This window comes from Shigella sp. FJ200513 (assembly GCF_040495915.1).
Classification (GTDB): domain Bacteria; phylum Pseudomonadota; class Gammaproteobacteria; order Enterobacterales; family Enterobacteriaceae; genus ECMA0423.
Window position 1 is genome coordinate 21,100 of sequence record NZ_JBDYCV010000010.1, and the last position, 19,472, is coordinate 40,571.

The following is a 19,472-nucleotide window of genomic DNA, read 5'->3' on the forward strand; positions in this document are numbered from 1 at the left end:
TCAGGCCTCCCGGCTACGAGCACACATCATCGTTGCTTCGCAAACTACTTTACCATCGACCAGAGCAACCCCTTTAAAACGGGTCAGGCCGCGGCGCGTTTTTTCGAAAGTGACTTCCATGATCATTTGATCGCCAGGCACGACCGGGCGCTTGAAGCGCGCTTCGTCAATACCAGCGAAGTAGTACAGCTCACCCGGTTCCAGTTTTCCTACGCTTTTAAACGCCAGAATACCTGTTGCCTGTGCCATTGCTTCCAGAATCAGCACACCCGGGAAAATCGGTTTTCCAGGGAAATGGCCCTGGAAGAATGGCTCATTGACAGAGACATTTTTTACTGCGCGCAGAAAACGACCTTCTTCAAAATCCAGCACGCGATCCACCAGTAAGAACGGGAAACGGTGCGGCAGAAGTTCTAAAATCTCTTCAATCTGCAGAGTATGAGTGTTAGTAGTCAAGATACTCTTCCTGTCAAAATATAAGAAACGACAATAATAACACGGCCTGCCGCAATCGTAAGAATGAGACAGGCCGTAAAGTTTGGCGAACAAAAGATGGAACGTTAGTCTTGTTGATTAACCTTGCGCTCAAGCGATTTCAGACGCTTGCTCATGTCATCAATGTTCATCACCAGTGCAGCGGTTTTGCGCCAGACTTTGTTGGGTTGCAGCGGAATGCCTGAGGAATAGACGCCTGGTTCAGTGATGGGACGCATCACCATACCCATGCCCGTAACCGTCACTTTGTCGCATATTTCCATATGCCCGTTGATTACGCTGGCTCCGCCGATCATGCAGTAACGACCAATTTTCAGGCTGCCCGCCATAATGACGCCACCGGCAACCGCCGTATTGTCGCCAATCACGACGTTATGTGCAATCTGGCACTGGTTATCAATGATCACGCCATTGCCAATAACAGTGTCATCCAGCGCGCCGCGATCGATGGTTGTGCAGGCACCGATCTCCACGCGATCGCCAATAATTACGCGACCAATCTGTGGGATCTTCACCCAGTTACCACGATCGTTGGCATAACCAAAGCCGTCTGCGCCTACCACTGTTCCGGACTGGATCAGGCAATTCTGACCGATCTGGATCTCATGGTAAATGGTTACGTTCGCCCAGAGACGCGAACCTGCACCGATTTTGCTGTTTTTACCTACGAAGCAACCGGCACCGATAATCACGTTATCGCCCAGTTCAACGCCGGACTCAATCACCGCGTTAGCGCCAATCGATACGTTGTTACCCAGCTTCGCCGTCGCGTCGATCACCGCACTGGGTGCAATGTTCTGCGCGGGCTGCGGCGTGGTATCTAAAATTTGCGCCATGCGCGCGTAAGTCAGGTAGGGATTCTTCACTACCAGCGCGGCACTTTTCGCGAAAGGAAGATCGTCCTGGGTCATGACAACCGCGGACGCCTGGCACAAGCCTAAATGCTCACGGTATTTTGGGTTAACCATGAACGTAATGTGACCTGTTTGTGCAGATTGCATGGACGCAACGCCGGTGATGACGATATCGCCATCACCGTGTAGTTCTGCATCCAACTGCTGCGCTAAATCAGCCAGTCGAATTGAAGGCATTACTTATTTAACCTGTTTCAGTACGTCGGCAGTGATGTCTTTTACATCGCTGCTGTTGTAAGCAACGGCGTTTGCATCAACAACCAGATCGATATCCTGGCTGTTGGCAACGGATTTCACAGCAGTCTGGATACGAGTAACCAGTTTGCCGCGTTCTTCGTTGGAACGACGTGCGCGATCCTGCTCAAAAGCCTGCGCTTTCTGAGCAAAAGTCTGGCGCTGAGCCATCACGTCTTTTTCCAGTTTGGTGCGATCGCTGCCCGCTTTCATGGACTGCAGTTTTTTCATTTTAGCCTGCAGATCGGTTTCCATACGCTGCAGTTCGCTGGCACGGCCTTTGAACTCATTTTCCAGCGTGTTAGAAACACCGGTTTTCTGCGCTACCTGCTGGAACAGGCTGCCCATATTGACGATTGCAATTTTGTCAGCCGCCTGAGCAGAAGTTGCCAGTGCTAAACCAAGACCTGCAGCTAATAACCACTTTTTCACAATAAACTCCTTACCATCCCATTTGCACCGGAGGGTGCAGTTCTTTGCGTGGCCCGGCGATCTTATATTGATCGCCTAAAGTCATCGCTACACTACCACTACATTCCTTTGTGGAGAACACTTACCAGGTTTTACCGATGTTAAACTGGAACTGTTCTGCCTTGTCTCCATCGTACTTTTTGAACGGCTGGGCGTAGGAGAACACCAACGGCCCCAATGGGGACATCCATTGTAATGCGATACCCGCAGACATACGGATATTGCTTGGATCACTATAGTCCGGATATCCAGAATATTGGCTGGAATCCCAGTTTGTATCCCAAACGGTACCCATATCCCAGAAGAATGAAGTACGAACCGAGTTAGCATACTTATCGCTAATAAACGGCGTCGGGGTGATGAACTCGAGGCTGGCAACCGCCATGGCGTTACCGCCTACAGCATCATCCGATTTACACAGGTCTTTCGCGCCGTCCTGAGTCGCACATTCGTAATCATAGTCCGGATCATAATTACTGGCCTGATGCGGGAAGTAAACTGCTTTCGGACCAATGGTATTGGACTGGAAGCCACGCACGGTGCTGGAACCACCGGCATAGAAGTTCTCGTAGAACGGCATCTCTTTGCCGCCTAAACCATCACCATAACCCCAGCGGGTACGACCCAGAACAACCCATTTGTGATCGTCATCGATCGGCACATAAGTCGCCGTGTCTAACGTCACTTTGTAGTATTCGTTATCCGATCCAGGAATGGTCACTTTACCGGTCAGGTTGACACGTGAACCATCTGTCGGGAAGTAACCACGGTCAAGCTTGTTATAGGTCCAACCATAGTTGAACGTGAAGTCGTCCGTTTTGAAGCTGTTATCCTGATCAGAGGTGCTCGGATGTTCACCCATAGAGTACAGATAACGCCACATCGCAACCTGAGGCTGCATGTTGGACAGGGAGTTATGTACATAACCCAGACCTGCACGCAGCGAGTTATATTCGTTAATCGGGAAGCCCAACGTCACGTCTGTACCATAACTCTTGTTGGTATAGTCGGACAGGTCGGCGTCATCTGCCTGGAAGTCATTATAGAAGAGACGACCACCGAGGCTTACGCCATCTACGGTGAAGTACGGGTTGGTTACCGACAGTTCAGCATAGGTCTGGTAATCGTTTTTGGTCCCGTTGATACCAACAGCATAACCTGTACCTAACCAGTTATCCTGTTGCACGCCAGCCTGGAAGCTCACGCCACTTTCAGTACCGTAACCAATCCCGAAGTTGAAGCTACCAGTGTTACGTTCTTTCACCTTGTAGACTACATCAACCTGGTCCGGGCTACCCGGAACACGTTGGGTATCGGTATCGACAGTTTCAAAGAAGCCCAGACGATTCAGACGCTCCTTACCCTGATCGACCAGATCGCTCCCCAACCATGCACCTTCCATCTGACGCATTTCGCGACGCAGGACGGCATCTTTCGAGGTATCGTTACCTTCAAAACGGATCTTACGCACGTAGAAACGGTTACCCGCATCAACGTTCACGCGTAATTTAACGGTTTTGTCGGCATCGTTAATTTCAGGCATCGACTGTACGCGCGGATAGGCATAACCATAGCGACCGAGAAGCTTTTTAATGTCATCTTCCATTTTGGTCACTTTAGTGCCGTTATACAGCTCGCCCGGCTCGATCTTAGTCAGTTGCTCAATTTCAGCGGAGTGCCCGGCAAGGTTGCCGCTCACTTCAACGCCAGAAAGCTTGTACTGATCGCCTTCGGTGATGTTCACCGTGACGTAAATACCTTTTTTATCTGGCGTCAGACTGACCTGGGTAGAGTCGATGTTGAAACGGGCATAACCGCGGTCCAGATAGTAGCTGCGCAGGGTTTCAAGATCGCCCGCCAGTTTCTGTTTCTGGTATTTACGATCGCCTACCACATTCCACCACGGCACTTCGTCACGCAGTTGGAAATGAGAGATCAGTTCGTCGGTGGTGAAAGCATGGTTACCAACAATGTTAATTTGCTGGATTTCAGCTGACACACCTTCCTGGAACACCAGTTTTAGGTCAACACGGTTGCGCGGCAGCGGGGTCACGACAGCTTTAACGCTGGCGCTATATTTACCGACGCTGTAGTAGAAGTCTTCCAGACCTTTCTCGATATCGGCAATGGTGGTGCGATCGAGGGATTCGCCCACACGCACACCAGAAGCCTCGAGGTTTTGCTTCAGCATGTCATCTTTCACCGATTTGTTACCGGAGAAAGTAATGCTGGCAATGGTCGGACGTTCTTTTACCTGAACCAGAAGGGTATCACCATCACGAAGGACGCGAACATCCTCAAAGTTGCCGGTAGCAAACAGAGCGCGAATGGTATTACTGATATCTTCATCATTAACCGTGTCGCCTGTACGCACCGGCATACTGAGGAGGGCCGCACCAACGGCGACACGCTGAAGGCCTTCGAAATGAATATCTTTCACTACGAACCCTTCAGCACCGTATACGGTGGCGCTGCTAAACAGCAGCGACGCTATGAGCAACTTTTTCATCGCCATCGTTATTATGCGTTCTTCCTAACTAACTCTCATAACCGAGAGAAATCATTGAAAAGTGCAAGCCCCATTAACAGCACCAGCAGAATCGAGCCAATGCGATAACAAAAGTCTTGAACCCGCTCGGATACCGGTCCGCCCTTGATCTTTTCGATCGCAAGGAACAGCAGATGCCCCCCGTCAAGTACGGGCAACGGAAACAGGTTAATTATCCCTAAGTTCACGCTAATAAGCGCAAGAAACGGCAGGTAATAAACTACCCCGAGTTCCGCTGTCATCCCAGCCCCCTTGGCGATAGAGATCGGCCCACTGAGGTTGTTCAGTTTCACATCACCGGTGATCAATTTTCCCAGCATACTGACCGTCAGCTTCATCAGCTGCCACGTTTTGTCCGTGGCTTCGACGATGGCGTTGAACGGCCCATACTGGCGTACAACTTTATACTCATCTGGCAAAGGAATGACTTTCGGCTCAATACCGACAAAACCAATCGCTTTACCATTACCCGGTTTACTCTCCGGGATTAATGTCAAAGACAAGGGACTCCCCTGCCTTTCGATTTCTAACGCTAAGGATTTACCCGGGTTATCCCGGACAAGCATCACAAAGGTCACCCACTGCGTTAAGGGCTGACCATCGACTTTAACGATCCTGTCGCCTGCTTGCAAACCTGCCTTGCTTGCCGCCGAGTTTGGCTGCACATTTTCCAGTACAGGTTCAATTTGCGGCCCACGAGGACGAATCCCCAGCGAAGATACCGGATCTTCTTTATCAGGCTCAAACGCCCAGTGACGTAAATCGAGCTTTACATCCCGCCGTTGGTCGCTGTCAAATGGCGCTACTGTAATGGTGGTGCTTTCATCGCCAATTTTATCGACCAACTGCAAACGCACGGCATCCCAATCAGGCGTTTCGATACCATCTACGGCTTTTAGTTCCGTACCTGGTGCAATTTGTGCTTCCGCAGCTATCGAATTGGCTGCTATTTCGCCAACCACCGGACGTACGCCAGGCACACCAATAATAAAAACCAGCCAGTAGGCAAAGATAGCAAAAATGAAGTTTGCAACCGGACCTGCGGCAATAATCGCCGCTCGTTGGCCGACAGATTTATTATTGAAGGCATGGTGGCGGAGTTCCGGAACGACCGGTTCTGCGCGCTCATCCAGCATTTTGACATAACCGCCCAACGGGATCAGGGCGATAACATATTCGGTGCCGAGCTTATCAGTTCGCCGCCAGAGCGCCTTACCAAACCCTATTGAGAAACGCTCAACGCGAACACCACAACGCCGGGCAACCCAGAAATGACCAAATTCATGCACGGTGATAAGTACACCCAGTGCAACGATGAACGAAGCCAAATCCCAGAGAAAACTCAGCATATTACCTTCCGTTAAAGCGTCCTGAATACCAGTAACAACAAGCAAGCAAAGACCGGTACCGCAGCCGTCAGGCTATCAATACGATCTAAAATACCACCGTGTCCTGGAATTAAATGACCGCTGTCCTTAATTCCTGCTTCACGCTTAAACATACTCTCGGTCAGATCGCCGAGCACTGAGGCTAACGCTGCGACAATAGAGCAAATGAGTAAGGTGACGGGAGCGACGTCGAGATTCGCCCACATGCCATAACCCCATGAGATTACCGCTGCAGTAGCGAGTCCACCTATAAAGCCTTGCCAGGTTTTACCCGGAGAAACCTTCGGTGCCAGCTTATGTTTACCAAACAATTTGCCAAACATATATGCGCCGGAGTCAGCGCCCCATACCAGGATCATGACATAGAGCAGCCATATTGCGCCACTGTAATGATTCTCGTCATAGTGCCAGGCCCGTAACGCCAGCATGCCCCAGAAGAAGGGAACAATGGTTAGCACGCCAAAAATAAGGCGCAATGTTTTAGAGTTACGCCAGATTGCTGCGGAACCTGGGTAAAACAGCACCAGCAATAGCGCGACAATCCACCAACCCAACGAAGCCCAAAGTGAGATTTCAACCAGCGGTTGATGAATATTTCGGTGATATTCCGGCAACAGAAAAAGCATCAGCGCCAACAATAACCCGCATAACACCGCCAACCATACTCGCTGCGAACGAGTGGTAAAACCGCTAAGCTGTCCCCATTCCCACGCTGCCAGCATGCAGACCACCAGCGTTACAATGGCGAACCCCACCGGCGGCAACAGAAACAACGCCGCGATGACGACGGGTATTAACACAAAAGCAGATATCAGGCGATACTTCAGCAAAAGCGACCCCCATCAGGCTGTTTCATCACCGGGCTCGGTGCCGCCGAAACGACGCTCTCGATTAGCAAAGGCATTTAACGCCCCTTCAAAGTCTTGTTCATCGAAATCGGGCCAGAGAACATCTGTAAAGTAAAGTTCGGCATAGGCAATTTGCCAAAGCAAAAAGTTACTAATGCGATGCTCTCCCCCAGTCCTAATTACTAAATCTACAGGGGCCAGTTCATGCATACAGACATGCTGGTTTAACATCTCTTCATCTATCTGATCTGGTTGCAGGTTTCCTTGCTGCACCTTTTCAGCCAGTTGCCTGACTCCCTGGACTATATCCCAACGTCCACCGTAGTTCGCCGCAATATTCAGCGTCAGACCGGTATTTCCGGCTGTTAGCGCTTCAGATTTACGAATACGTTCTTGCAAACGCGAGTTAAAACGACTGGTATCGCCAATAATACGCAGACGCACGTTATGTCGGTGCAGACTTTTTACTTCGCTATCGAGCGCCCACACAAACAGTTCCATTAACGCACTGACTTCCTGCGCTGGTCGGTTCCAGTTTTCACTACTAAAGGCATACAGCGTTAACGCCTCAATACCGTTGTTGGCCGCAAAAGAGACAGCCCGGCGGACGGATTTTGCCCCGGCTTTATGCCCAAAGGCACGAATCTTCCCTTGCTTTTTTGCCCAGCGACCATTGCCGTCCATAATGATCGCAACATGACGGCAGCCATGCGCTGGCAATTTTTCGCTAAGTGGTTGAGTAGCAGACAACATCACGCGTTTTTTATTCCCTGACAGGGTTTACGGTACTCAGGAATACTGAAGCCTATACAAAAAAAAGCCGTGTAAAACCACGGCATACCTGACCTTATAAAGCCAACTACTTACGATCAGATGGCGCAGACTATATCACTGAAGCCCTACGCTAACAAATAGCGCGACTCTCTGTAGCCGGATTATCCTCAGCTTGCGAGACGCATCACCTCTTTTCTGGCGACTTCACTCGCGTTCGCATCAACAGATAACACATCGTCCACACATTGTGGTTCGCGCATATCCATTTTTTCCAGTACGGATAAATTCAACGCAGCGATATCCGTAAAGCGGATTTGTTGCGCAAGAAAAGCAGCAACGGTGATTTCGTTTGCGGCATTCAATGCTGTCGTCGCTGCCTGGCCTTGTTCGAACGCCTCCATCGCCAGTTTCAGGCATGGATAACGCTCATAATCCGGTGCGGCAAATGTCAACGCACTTAGTTTGCAAAAATCGAGCGGCTTCACGCCAGAGTTCACGCGATTCGGCCATGCCATGGTGTGGGCAATTGGCGTACGCATATCCGGTTCCCCCAGCTGCGCCAGAACACTGCCGTCCTGATAGCGCACCATTGAGTGAATCACTGACTGCGGGTGAATCAGCACTTCCATCTGGCTGGCGCTGGCGTTAAACAGCCAACGCGCTTCAATGTATTCCAGACCTTTGTTCATCATGGTAGCCGAATCGACAGAAATTTTACGTCCCATCGACCAGTTCGGATGACGGCAAGCTTGATCGGGCGTCATTGTTGCCAAATCGCGCAATGGCGTCTCACGGAAAGGGCCACCAGACCCGGTAAGTAAAATGGACACCACGCCATTTTGCTCAAGGTCAGCGTATCCCAGATTATGCTGGATAGGTTGCGGTAAACTCTGAAAAATAGCGTTATGTTCGCTATCGACCGGTAACAATTGCGCTTTGCTCTGCTTTACGGCGTCCATAAACAGACGTCCGCAGGTAACCAGTGATTCTTTATTGGCCAGCAAAATGGTTTTACCCGCGCGGATCGCAGCAAGCGTAGGTAACAGCCCAGCAGCACCAACAATGGCTGCCATCACCTGATCAACCTCCTCAAGCGCTGCCATATCGCAAGCGGCTTGTTGCCCACTTAAGACTTCGGTGCGGCTCCCCTGTTGCTGTAGCATCGTTTTAAGAAGTTTCGCACTCGCTTCATCGTCCATTACGGCATAGCGGGGAGAGAATTCCAGGCACTGTTCTACCATGCGAGTGACATTTTTGCCTGCCACCAGCGCAACTACGCGGAAGTGTTCGGGATTATGGCGCACCACGTCCAGCGTGCTGCAACCAATCGAGCCGGTCGAGCCCAGAATGGTGAGTTGCTTCATGAAACATCCAGAGTTGAGACAGAATAAAAAGCAAAACGCCGCCAGCCGATCCGCAAGGATCTACTGAGCGGCGTTTTTGTCGTTCAAGAAATCAGAACTGCATCAGTTCTGCTTCTTTGTCTGCCAGCGCCGCTTCAATTTTCTTGATTGCAGCATCAGTCAGTTTCTGTACATCGTCCTGAGAACGGCGATCGTCGTCTTCGCTGATCTCTTTATCTTTCAACAGTGCTTTCACTTTGTCGTTCGCGTCACGACGCACATTACGTACTGCAACACGCGCTTGTTCTGCTTCACCACGAACGATTTTGGTCAGATCTTTACGACGTTCTTCCGTCAGCGGCGGCAGCGGAACACGGATGTCGCTACCCGCAGAGTTCGGGTTCAGGCCGAGATCGGAGGCCATAATCGCTTTTTCAACGGCCGGAGACATTGAACGATCAAACACGTTGATTTTCAGAGTACGGGAATCTTCTACCGTTACGCTTGCCAGCTGACGCAGCGGCGTCGGCGTGCCGTAATATTCCACGACAATGCCATCCAGCAGGCTGGGAGAAGCACGACCCGTGCGTATTTTGCTGATTTGGGTTTTGAACGCTTCTACGCATTTGTCCATGCGTACTTCAGCATCTTTTCTGATATCGCTAATCACGTTACGAATCCTTGAAAACTTGTCTCAGTCAGACCAGACAGTCACACACAGTGGAAGTGTGCTAAGTATAGCCCTGATTAAACATATTACGGGTAATCGTCTGGATTATTAGGCTATTTTATTTGCCATTTTGGCCCCGAGCAGTGCTCGCCATCCTCACGTACTTTTGTACGCTCCGGTTGCTGCGCGCTGGCCGTGACCAAACTGCCTGCAACAATAACGCCTTATAACCAGACTTACGCCCCCGCGATACTTACGCGGAATCTTACCCTTATTTATCCATCACGGGAATTATTCCGTGATTAAAGTCCCTTCTTTTTCACCCATTACCACACGGCGCAGCGCACCCGGTTTGTTCATATTGAAAACACGAATCGGTAATTTATGGTCACGAGCCAGCGTGAAGGCCGCCAGGTCCATGACTTTCAGCTCTTTTTCCAGCACTTCGCTGTAAGTCAGTTGCTCGTACATGGTTGCGGTTGGATCTTTCGCCGGATCAGCGGTAAACACGCCGTCAACTTTGGTTGCTTTCAGCACCACATCGGCTTCAATTTCGATACCACGCAGGCAAGCTGCTGAGTCGGTGGTAAAGAACGGGTTACCTGTACCGGCGGAGAGGATCACCACACGGTTGTTGCGCAACAGGCTGATAGCTTCTGCCCAGCTGTAGCTGTCGCACACGCCATTCAATGGAATAGCGGACATCAGACGAGCGTTCACATAGGCGCGGTGCAGTGCATCACGCATTGCCAAGCCGTTCATTACGGTCGCCAGCATCCCCATGTGGTCGCCCACAACGCGGTTCATACCCGCTTTCGCCAGACCAGCGCCACGGAACAGGTTACCCCCACCAATCACCACACCAACCTGAATACCCAGTTCAACCAGTTCTTTGATTTCCTGAGCCATACGATCCAGTATGCTTGCATCAATACCGAAGCCTTCAGTGCCCTGCAGAGCTTCGCCACTCAACTTAAGCAGAATGCGTTTATAGACGGGTTTTGCATTGGTAGCCATGTTTCTTTCCTGAGACTGTCAACGATTGAAATGAATTAATACTAGCGACATTGTACGTCGCTTTTCAGCGCAGCCCCACAAGGGTTAGCTGAATTTACAAGATGGGCACAAAAAGAAGCCGCCCTCAGGCGGCTCCTTTTTGATAATTAAGACTGCTTGGACATCGCAGCAACTTCTGCTGCAAAGTCAGTCTCAACTTTCTCGATGCCTTCACCCACTTCGAAACGGATGAAGCCAGTCACTTCAGCGTTATGCTCTTTCAGCAGCTGACCAACAGTTTTGCTTGGTTCCATAACGAACGGCTGACCGGTCAGAGAAACTTCGCCGGTGAATTTCTTCATGCGGCCTTCAACCATTTTCTCTGCGATTTCTTTCGGCTTACCAGACTGCATCGCGATATCCAGCTGTACCTGGTATTCTTTTTCTACCACTTCAGCGGATACGTCTTCTGGTTTGATGAATTCTGGCTTGCTTGCAGCAACGTGCATAGCGATGTGTTTAACCAGCTCTTCGTCAGCGCCTTTAGCAGCAACCAGAACGCCGATACGCGCACCGTGCTGATAAGAACCCAGAACGTCGCCTTCCAGCGCAGCAACGCGGCGAATGTTGATGTTTTCACCAATTTTCGCTACCAGCGCAACACGTTCTTCTTCGAACTGTGCTTTCAGAACTTCAACGTCAGTGATTTTGCCAGCAACAGCTGCGTCCAGAACTTTGTCTGCGAACGCCTGGAAACCAGCGTCTTTTGCAACGAAGTCAGTCTGGCAGTTAACTTCCAGAATGATGCCGTAGTTGCCGTCGATTTTGGTTTTGATCACGCCGTCAGCAGCAACGTTGCCTGCTTTTTTCGCTGCTTTAATAGCACCGGACTTACGCATGTTTTCGATTGCCAGCTCGATGTCGCCGTTAGCTTCAGTCAGTGCTTTTTTGCAATCCATCATGCCTGCGCCAGTACGCTCACGCAGCTCTTTTACCAGGGATGCGGTAATTTCAGCCATTCTAAAATCCTCGGAGATGTGATCTGCCCGGCATTAAACCGCACAGATATAAAAGTGAAAAAGGGGGCCATATGCAGGCCCCCTAACCAAACGTGTACTACCTGGTCTATAAGGGCTCTCCCCCTTCATATTTCGCGCCGCAGATGCGTTGTCTTCGCTCGCTCATCCCGGTCACTTACTGATGTAAGCTCCCGGGAATTCTCGAGCTTGCCGCCTTTCTGCAACTCGAACTATTTTGGGGGAGTTATCAAGCCTTATTACTCAGCTTCTACGAAGCTTTCTTCCGCCTGGGAAGCCAGATCCTGAGAACGGCCTTCACGTACGGTTGCAGCAACAGCGCCCAGGTACAGGGTCACAGCACGGATTGCGTCGTCGTTACCCGGGATAACGAAGTCAACACCGTCCGGATCAGAGTTGGTATCAACGATAGCAAATACCGGAATACCCAAGTTGTTTGCTTCTTTGATAGCAATGTGTTCGTGGTCAGCATCGATTACAAACAGAGCGTCCGGCAGACCGCCCATGTCTTTGATACCGCCCAGGCTGTTTTCCAGTTTCTCCAGCTCACGAGTGCGCATCAGCGCTTCTTTCTTGGTCAGCTTGTCGAAAGTACCGTCCTGAGACTGAGTTTCCAGGTCTTTCAGACGTTTGATGGACTGACGAACGGTTTTCCAGTTAGTCAGCATACCGCCCAGCCAGCGATGGTTCACGAAGAACTGGTCGCAGCTCAGAGCAGCGTCTTTCACCGCTTCGCTTGCAGCGCGTTTAGTACCAACGAAAAGGATTTTACCTTTGCGAGAAACAATCTTGTTCAGTTCAGCCAGAGCTTCGTTGAACATCGGTACAGTTTTCTCAAGGTTGATGATGTGAACTTTGTTACGCGCACCGAAGATGAACGGCTTCATTTTCGGGTTCCAGTAACGGGTCTGGTGACCGAAGTGAACACCAGCCTTGAGCATGTCGCGCATGGAAACAGTTGCCATGATTAAAACCTCTATATAAAAGTTGGGGTTATGCCTCCACGTATCCCATATTACCGACCCCAAAGGGCACCCCGGAATATGTGCCGATACGTGTGTGTTGTTACACAAAGTGAGATTGTCGCTTCCGTCCAGTCTGTGTATACGAAATGGATCGGAAGTCCGGCGCGCTTTATACCACAAATACGTCGTGGACACCAATAATTGTTGGCGCTGTGTACAGCATCAGACGTCGAATTTTCTATTATAGAAAACCTTCAGTGGCACGTTTGGCGAAATTCAGAATGATTCTCAATTTGCCCGGGTGTGATACCATTGACGGCACTTACATATATATTGTCGGTATCACCGACGCTGATGGACAGAATTAATGGCTATCTCAATCAAGACCCCAGAAGATATCGAAAAAATGCGCGTCGCTGGCCGACTGGCTGCCGAAGTGCTGGAGATGATCGAACCGTATGTTAAACCGGGCGTCAGCACCGGCGAGCTGGATCGCATCTGTAATGATTACATTGTTAATGAACAACACGCGGTTTCTGCCTGCCTCGGCTATCACGGCTATCCGAAATCCGTTTGCATCTCTATTAATGAAGTGGTGTGCCACGGTATCCCGGACGATGCTAAGCTGCTGAAAGATGGCGATATCGTTAACATTGATGTCACCGTAATCAAAGATGGTTTCCACGGCGATACCTCGAAAATGTTTATCGTCGGTAAGCCGACCATCATGGGCGAACGCCTGTGCCGCATCACGCAAGAAAGCCTGTACCTGGCGCTACGCATGGTAAAACCAGGCATTAATCTGCGCGAAATCGGTGCGGCGATTCAGAAATTTGTCGAAGCAGAAGGCTTCTCCGTCGTTCGTGAATATTGCGGACACGGTATTGGTCGCGGCTTCCATGAAGAACCGCAGGTGCTGCACTATGACTCCCGTGAAACCAACGTCGTGCTGAAACCGGGGATGACGTTCACCATTGAGCCAATGGTCAACGCGGGTAAAAAAGAGATCCGCACCATGAAAGATGGCTGGACGGTAAAAACCAAAGATCGCAGCTTGTCTGCACAATATGAGCATACTATTGTGGTGACTGATAACGGCTGCGAAATTTTGACGCTACGCAAGGATGACACCATCCCGGCGATAATCTCGCACGACGAATAAGATGAAGCCGGCGAATGCCGGCTTTTTTAATGCGATAATTTAATCTTATGGGTGGCGCACAATGAATACCCTTCCAGAACAGTACGCAAACACCGCTCTCTCCACCCTGCCCGGTCAACCGCAAAATCCATGCGCCTGGCCCCGTGATGAATTAACCGTCTGTGGGATAAAAGCCCATATCGATACTTTCCAGCGTTGGCTGGGTGATGCCTTTGACAATGGGATCTCTGCAGAACAGTTGATTGAGGCACGTACCGAGTTCATAGACCAGCTCCTGCAACGATTATGGATTGAAGCGGGATTCAGCCAGATTGCCGACCTGGCATTGGTTGCCGTCGGTGGCTACGGTCGTGGCGAGCTGCATCCACTTTCTGACATCGATTTACTGATTTTAAGCCGTAAAAAGCTCCCGGACGATCAGGCGCAAAAAGTGGGCGAGCTGTTAACGCTGCTCTGGGATGTAAAGCTGGAAGTCGGTCATAGTGTGCGCACGCTTGAAGAGTGCATGTTGGAAGGGTTATCGGATTTAACCGTCGCCACCAATTTAATCGAATCCCGCTTATTAATTGGCGATGTTGCGCTCTTCCTCGAACTGCAAAAACATATTTTTAGCGAAGGATTCTGGCCTTCCGACAAGTTCTACGCAGCGAAAGTTGAAGAACAGAACCAGCGCCATCAGCGTTACCATGGCACCAGCTACAACCTTGAACCAGACATCAAAAGTAGCCCTGGCGGCTTGCGCGATATTCACACTCTGCAATGGGTGGCCCGCCGTCATTTTGGCGCAACATCGCTGGATGAAATGGTCGGGTTTGGCTTCTTAACCTCAGCGGAGCGGGCGGAATTAAACGAATGTCTGCATATACTGTGGCGTATTCGCTTTGCCCTGCATCTGGTCGTCAGCCGTTACGATAATCGTCTGTTATTCGATCGCCAACTTAGCGTCGCTCAGCGTCTGAATTACAGTGGTGAAGGCAACGAACCGGTCGAGCGGATGATGAAGGATTACTTCCGCGTTACACGCCGCGTCAGTGAACTCAACCAGATGCTGCTGCAACTGTTCGATGAAGCCATCCTCGCCCTTCCCGCCGACGAAAAACCACGTCCACTCGACGATGAGTTTCAGCTACGCGGTACGCTAATCGACCTGCGTGATGAAACACTATTTATGCGCCAGCCGGAAGCCATCTTGCGTATGTTCTACACCATGGTGCGCAACAGTGCGATCACCGGCATTTACTCCACCACGCTGCGCCAGTTACGCCATGCCCGTCGCCATCTGCAACAACCGCTGTGTAATATTCCGCAAGCACGAAAACTGTTTTTGAGCATTCTGCGTCACCCCGGAGCGGTGCGGCGCGGACTATTGCCAATGCATCGCCATAGCGTGCTCGGCGCGTATATGCCGCAATGGTCGCATATCGTCGGGCAGATGCAGTTTGATCTGTTCCACGCCTACACGGTGGATGAACATACTATCCGCGTGATGCTGAAACTGGAGAGTTTTGCCAGTGAAGAAACGCGCCAGCGCCATCCGTTGTGTGTGGACGTCTGGCCGCGCCTGCCGTCAACTGAGCTGATTTTCATCGCCGCGCTGTTTCACGATATCGCCAAAGGACGCGGCGGCGACCACTCCATTCTCGGTGCTCAGGATGTAGTGCATTTTGCAGAACTCCACGGGCTGAACTCACGCGAAACACAGCTGGTTGCCTGGCTGGTTCGCCAGCACTTGCTGATGTCGGTGACAGCACAACGCCGCGATATTCAGGACCCTGAAGTCATCAAGCAGTTTGCCGAAGAAGTTCAAACGGAAAATCGTCTGCGCTATCTGGTATGCCTGACAGTGGCTGACATTTGCGCCACCAACGAAACACTGTGGAATAGCTGGAAGCAAAGTCTGTTGCGCGAACTCTATTTTGCCACCGAAAAGCAGCTACGACGCGGAATGCAAAACACGCCGGATATGCGCGAACGGGTTCGCCATCACCAACTCCAGGCACTGGCACTACTGCGCATGGATAACATCGACGAAGAGGCGCTGCACCAAATTTGGTCACGCTGTCGTGCTAACTATTTTGTCCGCCATAGCCCAAATCAACTGGCCTGGCATGCCCGCCATTTATTACAGCATGATTTAAGCAAACCGCTGGTATTGCTTAGCCCGCAGGCTACGCGTGGAGGCACCGAGATTTTTATCTGGAGCCCGGACCGCCCCTATCTGTTTGCCGCCGTCTGTGCCGAATTAGACCGCCGCAATTTAAGTGTTCACGACGCACAAATTTTCACCACTCGCGACGGTATGGCGATGGATACCTTTATCGTGCTGGAACCCGATGGCAGCCCGCTGTCCGCAGATCGCCATGAGGTTATTCGGTTTGGTCTGGAGCAGGTGCTGACGCAAAGTAGCTGGCAGCCACCGCAGCCCCGTCGCCAACCCGCCAAATTACGCCATTTTACTGTTGAAACCGAAGTAACGTTTTTGCCGACCCATACCGACCGCAAATCGTTCCTCGAACTGATCGCCCTCGACCAACCTGGACTGCTGGCGCGAGTCGGGAAAATTTTTGCCGATCTGGGAATTTCGCTTCATGGTGCCCGAATTACAACCATTGGCGAGCGAGTAGAAGATTTATTCATAATTGCCACCGCTGACCGGCGTGCGCTTAATAACGAGTTGCAGCAGGAAGTGCATCAGCGGTTGACAGAGGCCCTCAATCCAAACGATAAAGGGTGATGTGTTTACTGATATGAAAAGAGTTTAACAATGCAGCAGTTACAGAACATTATTGAAACCGCTTTTGAACGCCGTGCCGAGATCACGCCAGCCAATGCAGACACCGTTACCCGCGAAGCGGTAAATCAGGTGATCGCCCTGCTGGATTCCGGCGCACTGCGTGTAGCGGAAAAAATTGACGGTCAGTGGGTGACGCATCAGTGGTTGAAAAAAGCGGTGCTGCTCTCTTTCCGTATTAATGATAATCAGGTGATCGAAGGGGCAGAAAGCCGCTACTTCGACAAAGTGCCGATGAAATTCGCCGACTACGACGAAGCACGTTTCCAGAAAGAAGGCTTCCGCGTTGTGCCACCAGCGGCGGTACGTCAGGGTGCGTTTATTGCCCGTAACACCGTGCTGATGCCGTCTTACGTTAACATCGGCGCATATGTTGATGAAGGCACCATGGTTGATACCTGGGCGACCGTCGGTTCTTGTGCGCAGATTGGTAAAAACGTCCACCTTTCCGGTGGCGTGGGCATCGGCGGCGTGCTGGAGCCGCTGCAGGCTAACCCGACCATTATTGAAGATAACTGCTTCATTGGCGCACGCTCTGAAGTGGTTGAAGGGGTGATTGTCGAAGAAGGTTCCGTCATCTCTATGGGCGTATACATTGGTCAGAGCACCCGTATTTACGACCGTGAAACCGGCGAAATCCACTACGGTCGCGTTCCGGCGGGGTCTGTGGTTGTTTCAGGTAATCTGCCGTCAAAAGATGGCAAATACAGCCTCTACTGTGCGGTTATCGTTAAGAAAGTTGACGCGAAAACTCGCGGCAAAGTCGGCATTAACGAACTGCTGCGTACCATCGATTAAGAGTACATATACGGGCAGCATGATGCTGCCCGTATGCTTTCTGGCTCAGAATAATTCGTCCTACTCATTCTTCCTCCCCCTTTTTTAAATACTTTTTCATCTTGTTTCGGACTGTCATGTAATTCGCAAAACGAAGATAAATGTGCTAATCCATCCCATGGAATATCGCCACAATAAAGCAGGTAATTTTTTGATTTTTACGCCATGATAGAAGTCTGGAAGAAAAAGGCTTTCTGCGATCACAGTCGAGCCGGGCGGGCCAAGCCAAATGCTAAAATAAGCACAATTTACTGACTCATTTTGAGGTAACGCTATGTACGACAATCTGAAAAGTCTGGGTATTACCAATCCTGAAGAAATTGATCGTTACAGCCTCCGGCAGGAAGCCAACAACGATATTCTGAAAATCTATTTCCAGAAAGACAAAGGCGAGTTTTTCGCCAAGAGCGTTAAGTTTAAATATCCGCGTCAGCGTAAAACGGTCGTCGCTGATGGTGTGGGTCAGGGTTATAAAGAAGTCCAGGAAATCAGCCCGAATCTACGGTATATCATTGATGAGCTTGATCAAATCTGTCAGCGTGACCGCAGCGAAGTTGATCTTAAGCGTAAGATCCTCGACGACTTACGTCACCTGGAGTCAGTCGTAACCAATAAGATCAGCGAGATTGAAGCCGATCTGGAAAAACTAACGCGTAAATAATCCCGAATTGACGGTTAACTCGGGCATTCCCCTCTCCCCTTCGGGCTGAGGGGAATGAGCCAGCGCCGCCTCAACCTTAACGCATAATCTACCGCTCTTCATCCAGTTGTAACGCCACATACAGCAGCAACCTGTCATCAAAATTGCCCAAATCAAGCCCGGTCAGTTCCGATATACGATTAAGCCGATACTCCAGGGTATTACGATGAATAAACAACGCCTTTGACGTTGCCAGCGGTTGCACATTGTGGCGAAACCACGCCGCCAGCGTTCGTCGCAGCAAGCCGTTATTGTCCATCGCTTTCAGCCGCGCCAGCGGTCGCGCCAGTTCGTTGGCCTGCCAGTCGCCACGCAAACTGTCGAGTAACACAGGTAACATCAGATCCTGATAAAAATAGCAGCGACTTTCTGGCATCCGCTGTTTACCCACCACCATCGTCGTTTTCGCCGTACGATAGGATCGGGCAATACTGCCAGGACCGGTAAAATAGTTGCCCAGTGAAACGCGAAAACGCAGCTGGCCGTACTCTTTCATGCGGGTAATCAGTTGTTCAACTCGCTTACGATGATCTTCTGCATCCCAGCGCCCAAAAGAGTTCAACGCCGGTTTCAACACCACCATTTCGGTTAGCGAGACAATCGCCACCAGATTATTACGCTCGGGCGTAGTCAGCGCGTTTTGCAGTTGTTGTAACTCCGCCATTGCGCTGTCCACGCCAAGCTGACCGCTGTCGACCTCAACAATAGCCACCACTCGCGGTTGATTGAGATCGATCCCCAGCCGTTGCGCCCATTCAGAAGTGCGGGAGTATTCTCCTCTGCCTGAATCAGGTTCATCACCAGTTCTTCCCGCAAACGGCTATCCTGCGCCAACAAGTGCATCAACCGCGACTGTTCCAGCATCATTTCAGCCGTCATGCAGACCAGTTCGCCATATTTACGCAGATTCTCTGGTTCACCTGTCAGGCCAATTACGCCGACAATTTCACCTTCCAGCCGTAACGGTAGATTAATCCCCTGCCGCACACCGTGCAGATGACGTGCTACCGCGTCATCGATATCGACGACTCGTCCCTGTGAAAGTACCAGCAATGCACCTTCGTGCAATTCACCAATACGCTCACGATCGCCGCTGCCGATAATTCGCCCGCGGGCATCCATTACGTTGATATTGGTATCGATGATGCGCATGGTACGTGCCACGATATCCTGCGCCATTTTGGTATCAAGATGCCAGCCAGCCATAAGTCCTCCGTTATGCACGGCTTAGCATAAGGAAGTACGTAACGTACGGCATTGTGCAAATGCCCAAAGGATGATGAAGATGTATGGAGTTGT

Annotated in this window: 16 protein-coding genes and 1 pseudogene; 4 read left to right on the forward strand and 13 right to left on the reverse strand. The window is 50.8% G+C overall.

The genetic code is table 11. The annotated features are described in order from the left end of the window. The 12 genes from fabZ to rpsB all read right to left on the reverse strand — a co-directional run bounded on the left by fabZ (position 1) and on the right by rpsB (position 12,683). A complete protein-coding gene (gene fabZ, locus ABZJ92_RS03865; protein ID WP_000210739.1) occupies positions 1 to 456 on the reverse strand; it encodes a 3-hydroxyacyl-ACP dehydratase FabZ in 456 nt (151 codons plus the stop codon). Between the two features lie 104 nt (positions 457 to 560). Further along, on the reverse strand, positions 561 to 1,586 hold the full coding sequence (gene lpxD, locus ABZJ92_RS03870; RefSeq protein WP_001139282.1) for a UDP-3-O-(3-hydroxymyristoyl)glucosamine N-acyltransferase: 1,026 nt from the start codon (positions 1,584 to 1,586) through the stop codon (positions 561 to 563). Positions 1,587 to 1,589: 3 nt separating this feature from the next. Continuing rightward, complete coding sequence (gene skp, locus ABZJ92_RS03875) at positions 1,590 to 2,075, reverse strand: molecular chaperone Skp (RefSeq protein WP_000758956.1); 486 nt, start codon at positions 2,073 to 2,075, stop codon at positions 1,590 to 1,592. A gap of 121 nt (positions 2,076 to 2,196) precedes the next feature. Next, positions 2,197 to 4,629 carry an outer membrane protein assembly factor BamA gene (bamA, locus tag ABZJ92_RS03880; RefSeq protein ID WP_001240896.1) on the reverse strand — a complete coding sequence of 811 codons (2,433 nt, stop codon included), beginning with the start codon at positions 4,627 to 4,629 and terminating at the stop codon, positions 2,197 to 2,199. A 29-nt stretch (positions 4,630 to 4,658) separates the two neighbouring features. Next, on the reverse strand, positions 4,659 to 6,011 hold the full coding sequence (gene rseP / locus ABZJ92_RS03885) for a sigma E protease regulator RseP (protein WP_005053372.1): 1,353 nt from the start codon (positions 6,009 to 6,011) through the stop codon (positions 4,659 to 4,661). Positions 6,012 to 6,022: 11 nt separating this feature from the next. Then, positions 6,023 to 6,880 (reverse strand): phosphatidate cytidylyltransferase, encoded by an 858-nt coding sequence (gene cdsA, locus ABZJ92_RS03890; RefSeq protein ID WP_000922446.1) that lies wholly within the window; start codon positions 6,878 to 6,880, stop codon positions 6,023 to 6,025. A gap of 12 nt (positions 6,881 to 6,892) precedes the next feature. Then, a complete protein-coding gene (gene ispU, locus ABZJ92_RS03895) occupies positions 6,893 to 7,651 on the reverse strand; it encodes a (2E,6E)-farnesyl-diphosphate-specific ditrans,polycis-undecaprenyl-diphosphate synthase (RefSeq protein ID WP_001295562.1) in 759 nt (252 codons plus the stop codon). 188 nt (positions 7,652 to 7,839) lie between these two features. Beyond that, positions 7,840 to 9,036, reverse strand: a complete 1,197-nt coding sequence (ispC, locus tag ABZJ92_RS03900) for a 1-deoxy-D-xylulose-5-phosphate reductoisomerase (protein ID WP_000811938.1) — start codon at positions 9,034 to 9,036, stop codon at positions 7,840 to 7,842. Between the two features lie 91 nt (positions 9,037 to 9,127). Then, the gene (gene frr, locus ABZJ92_RS03905; RefSeq protein WP_000622418.1) at positions 9,128 to 9,685 is read right to left on the reverse strand and encodes a ribosome recycling factor; all 558 of its coding nucleotides are present in this window, start codon (positions 9,683 to 9,685) and stop codon (positions 9,128 to 9,130) included. Between the two features lie 291 nt (positions 9,686 to 9,976). After that, a complete protein-coding gene (pyrH, locus tag ABZJ92_RS03910; RefSeq protein WP_000224573.1) occupies positions 9,977 to 10,702 on the reverse strand; it encodes a UMP kinase in 726 nt (241 codons plus the stop codon). A gap of 146 nt (positions 10,703 to 10,848) precedes the next feature. Further along, positions 10,849 to 11,700: a translation elongation factor Ts gene (tsf, locus tag ABZJ92_RS03915; RefSeq protein ID WP_000818114.1), complete on the reverse strand. Its 852-nt coding sequence runs from the start codon at positions 11,698 to 11,700 to the stop codon at positions 10,849 to 10,851. A 257-nt stretch (positions 11,701 to 11,957) separates the two neighbouring features. Then, a complete protein-coding gene (gene rpsB / locus ABZJ92_RS03920; protein WP_000246888.1) occupies positions 11,958 to 12,683 on the reverse strand; it encodes a 30S ribosomal protein S2 in 726 nt (241 codons plus the stop codon). 367 nt (positions 12,684 to 13,050) lie between these two features. Here rpsB and map point away from each other — a divergent pair, with 367 nt between their 5' ends. The 4 genes from map to ABZJ92_RS03940 all read left to right on the forward strand — a co-directional run bounded on the left by map (position 13,051) and on the right by ABZJ92_RS03940 (position 18,134). Continuing rightward, on the forward strand, positions 13,051 to 13,845 hold the full coding sequence (map, locus tag ABZJ92_RS03925; protein ID WP_001018194.1) for a type I methionyl aminopeptidase: 795 nt from the start codon (positions 13,051 to 13,053) through the stop codon (positions 13,843 to 13,845). A gap of 61 nt (positions 13,846 to 13,906) precedes the next feature. Beyond that, positions 13,907 to 16,579: a bifunctional uridylyltransferase/uridylyl-removing protein GlnD gene (gene glnD / locus ABZJ92_RS03930; protein ID WP_001094600.1), complete on the forward strand. Its 2,673-nt coding sequence runs from the start codon at positions 13,907 to 13,909 to the stop codon at positions 16,577 to 16,579. A 30-nt stretch (positions 16,580 to 16,609) separates the two neighbouring features. Beyond that, positions 16,610 to 17,434, forward strand: a complete 825-nt coding sequence (dapD, locus tag ABZJ92_RS03935) for a 2,3,4,5-tetrahydropyridine-2,6-dicarboxylate N-succinyltransferase (protein WP_001186650.1) — start codon at positions 16,610 to 16,612, stop codon at positions 17,432 to 17,434. 313 nt (positions 17,435 to 17,747) lie between these two features. Further along, complete coding sequence (locus ABZJ92_RS03940) at positions 17,748 to 18,134, forward strand: DUF3461 family protein (protein WP_000272188.1); 387 nt, start codon at positions 17,748 to 17,750, stop codon at positions 18,132 to 18,134. A gap of 88 nt (positions 18,135 to 18,222) precedes the next feature. Here the strand turns inward: ABZJ92_RS03940 and cdaR are convergent. Continuing rightward, positions 18,223 to 19,379 (reverse strand): annotated as a pseudogene (gene cdaR / locus ABZJ92_RS03945) (DNA-binding transcriptional regulator CdaR). Between the last annotated feature and the right edge of the window lie 93 nt (positions 19,380 to 19,472).

Coding starts and splice junctions, on each gene's coding strand:
- dapD (WP_001186650.1), top strand. CDS start 16,610: ATGCAGCAGTTACAGAACATTATTGAAACCGCTTTTGAACGCCGTGCC.
- lpxD (WP_001139282.1), bottom strand. CDS start 1,586: ATGCCTTCAATTCGACTGGCTGATTTAGCGCAGCAGTTGGATGCAGAA.
- ABZJ92_RS03940 (WP_000272188.1), top strand. CDS start 17,748: ATGTACGACAATCTGAAAAGTCTGGGTATTACCAATCCTGAAGAAATT.
- ispC (WP_000811938.1), bottom strand. CDS start 9,036: ATGAAGCAACTCACCATTCTGGGCTCGACCGGCTCGATTGGTTGCAGC.
- tsf (WP_000818114.1), bottom strand. CDS start 11,700: ATGGCTGAAATTACCGCATCCCTGGTAAAAGAGCTGCGTGAGCGTACT.
- bamA (WP_001240896.1), bottom strand. CDS start 4,629: ATGGCGATGAAAAAGTTGCTCATAGCGTCGCTGCTGTTTAGCAGCGCC.
- pyrH (WP_000224573.1), bottom strand. CDS start 10,702: ATGGCTACCAATGCAAAACCCGTCTATAAACGCATTCTGCTTAAGTTG.
- rpsB (WP_000246888.1), bottom strand. CDS start 12,683: ATGGCAACTGTTTCCATGCGCGACATGCTCAAGGCTGGTGTTCACTTC.
- map (WP_001018194.1), top strand. CDS start 13,051: ATGGCTATCTCAATCAAGACCCCAGAAGATATCGAAAAAATGCGCGTC.
- rseP (WP_005053372.1), bottom strand. CDS start 6,011: ATGCTGAGTTTTCTCTGGGATTTGGCTTCGTTCATCGTTGCACTGGGT.
- ispU (WP_001295562.1), bottom strand. CDS start 7,651: ATGTTGTCTGCTACTCAACCACTTAGCGAAAAATTGCCAGCGCATGGC.
- glnD (WP_001094600.1), top strand. CDS start 13,907: ATGAATACCCTTCCAGAACAGTACGCAAACACCGCTCTCTCCACCCTG.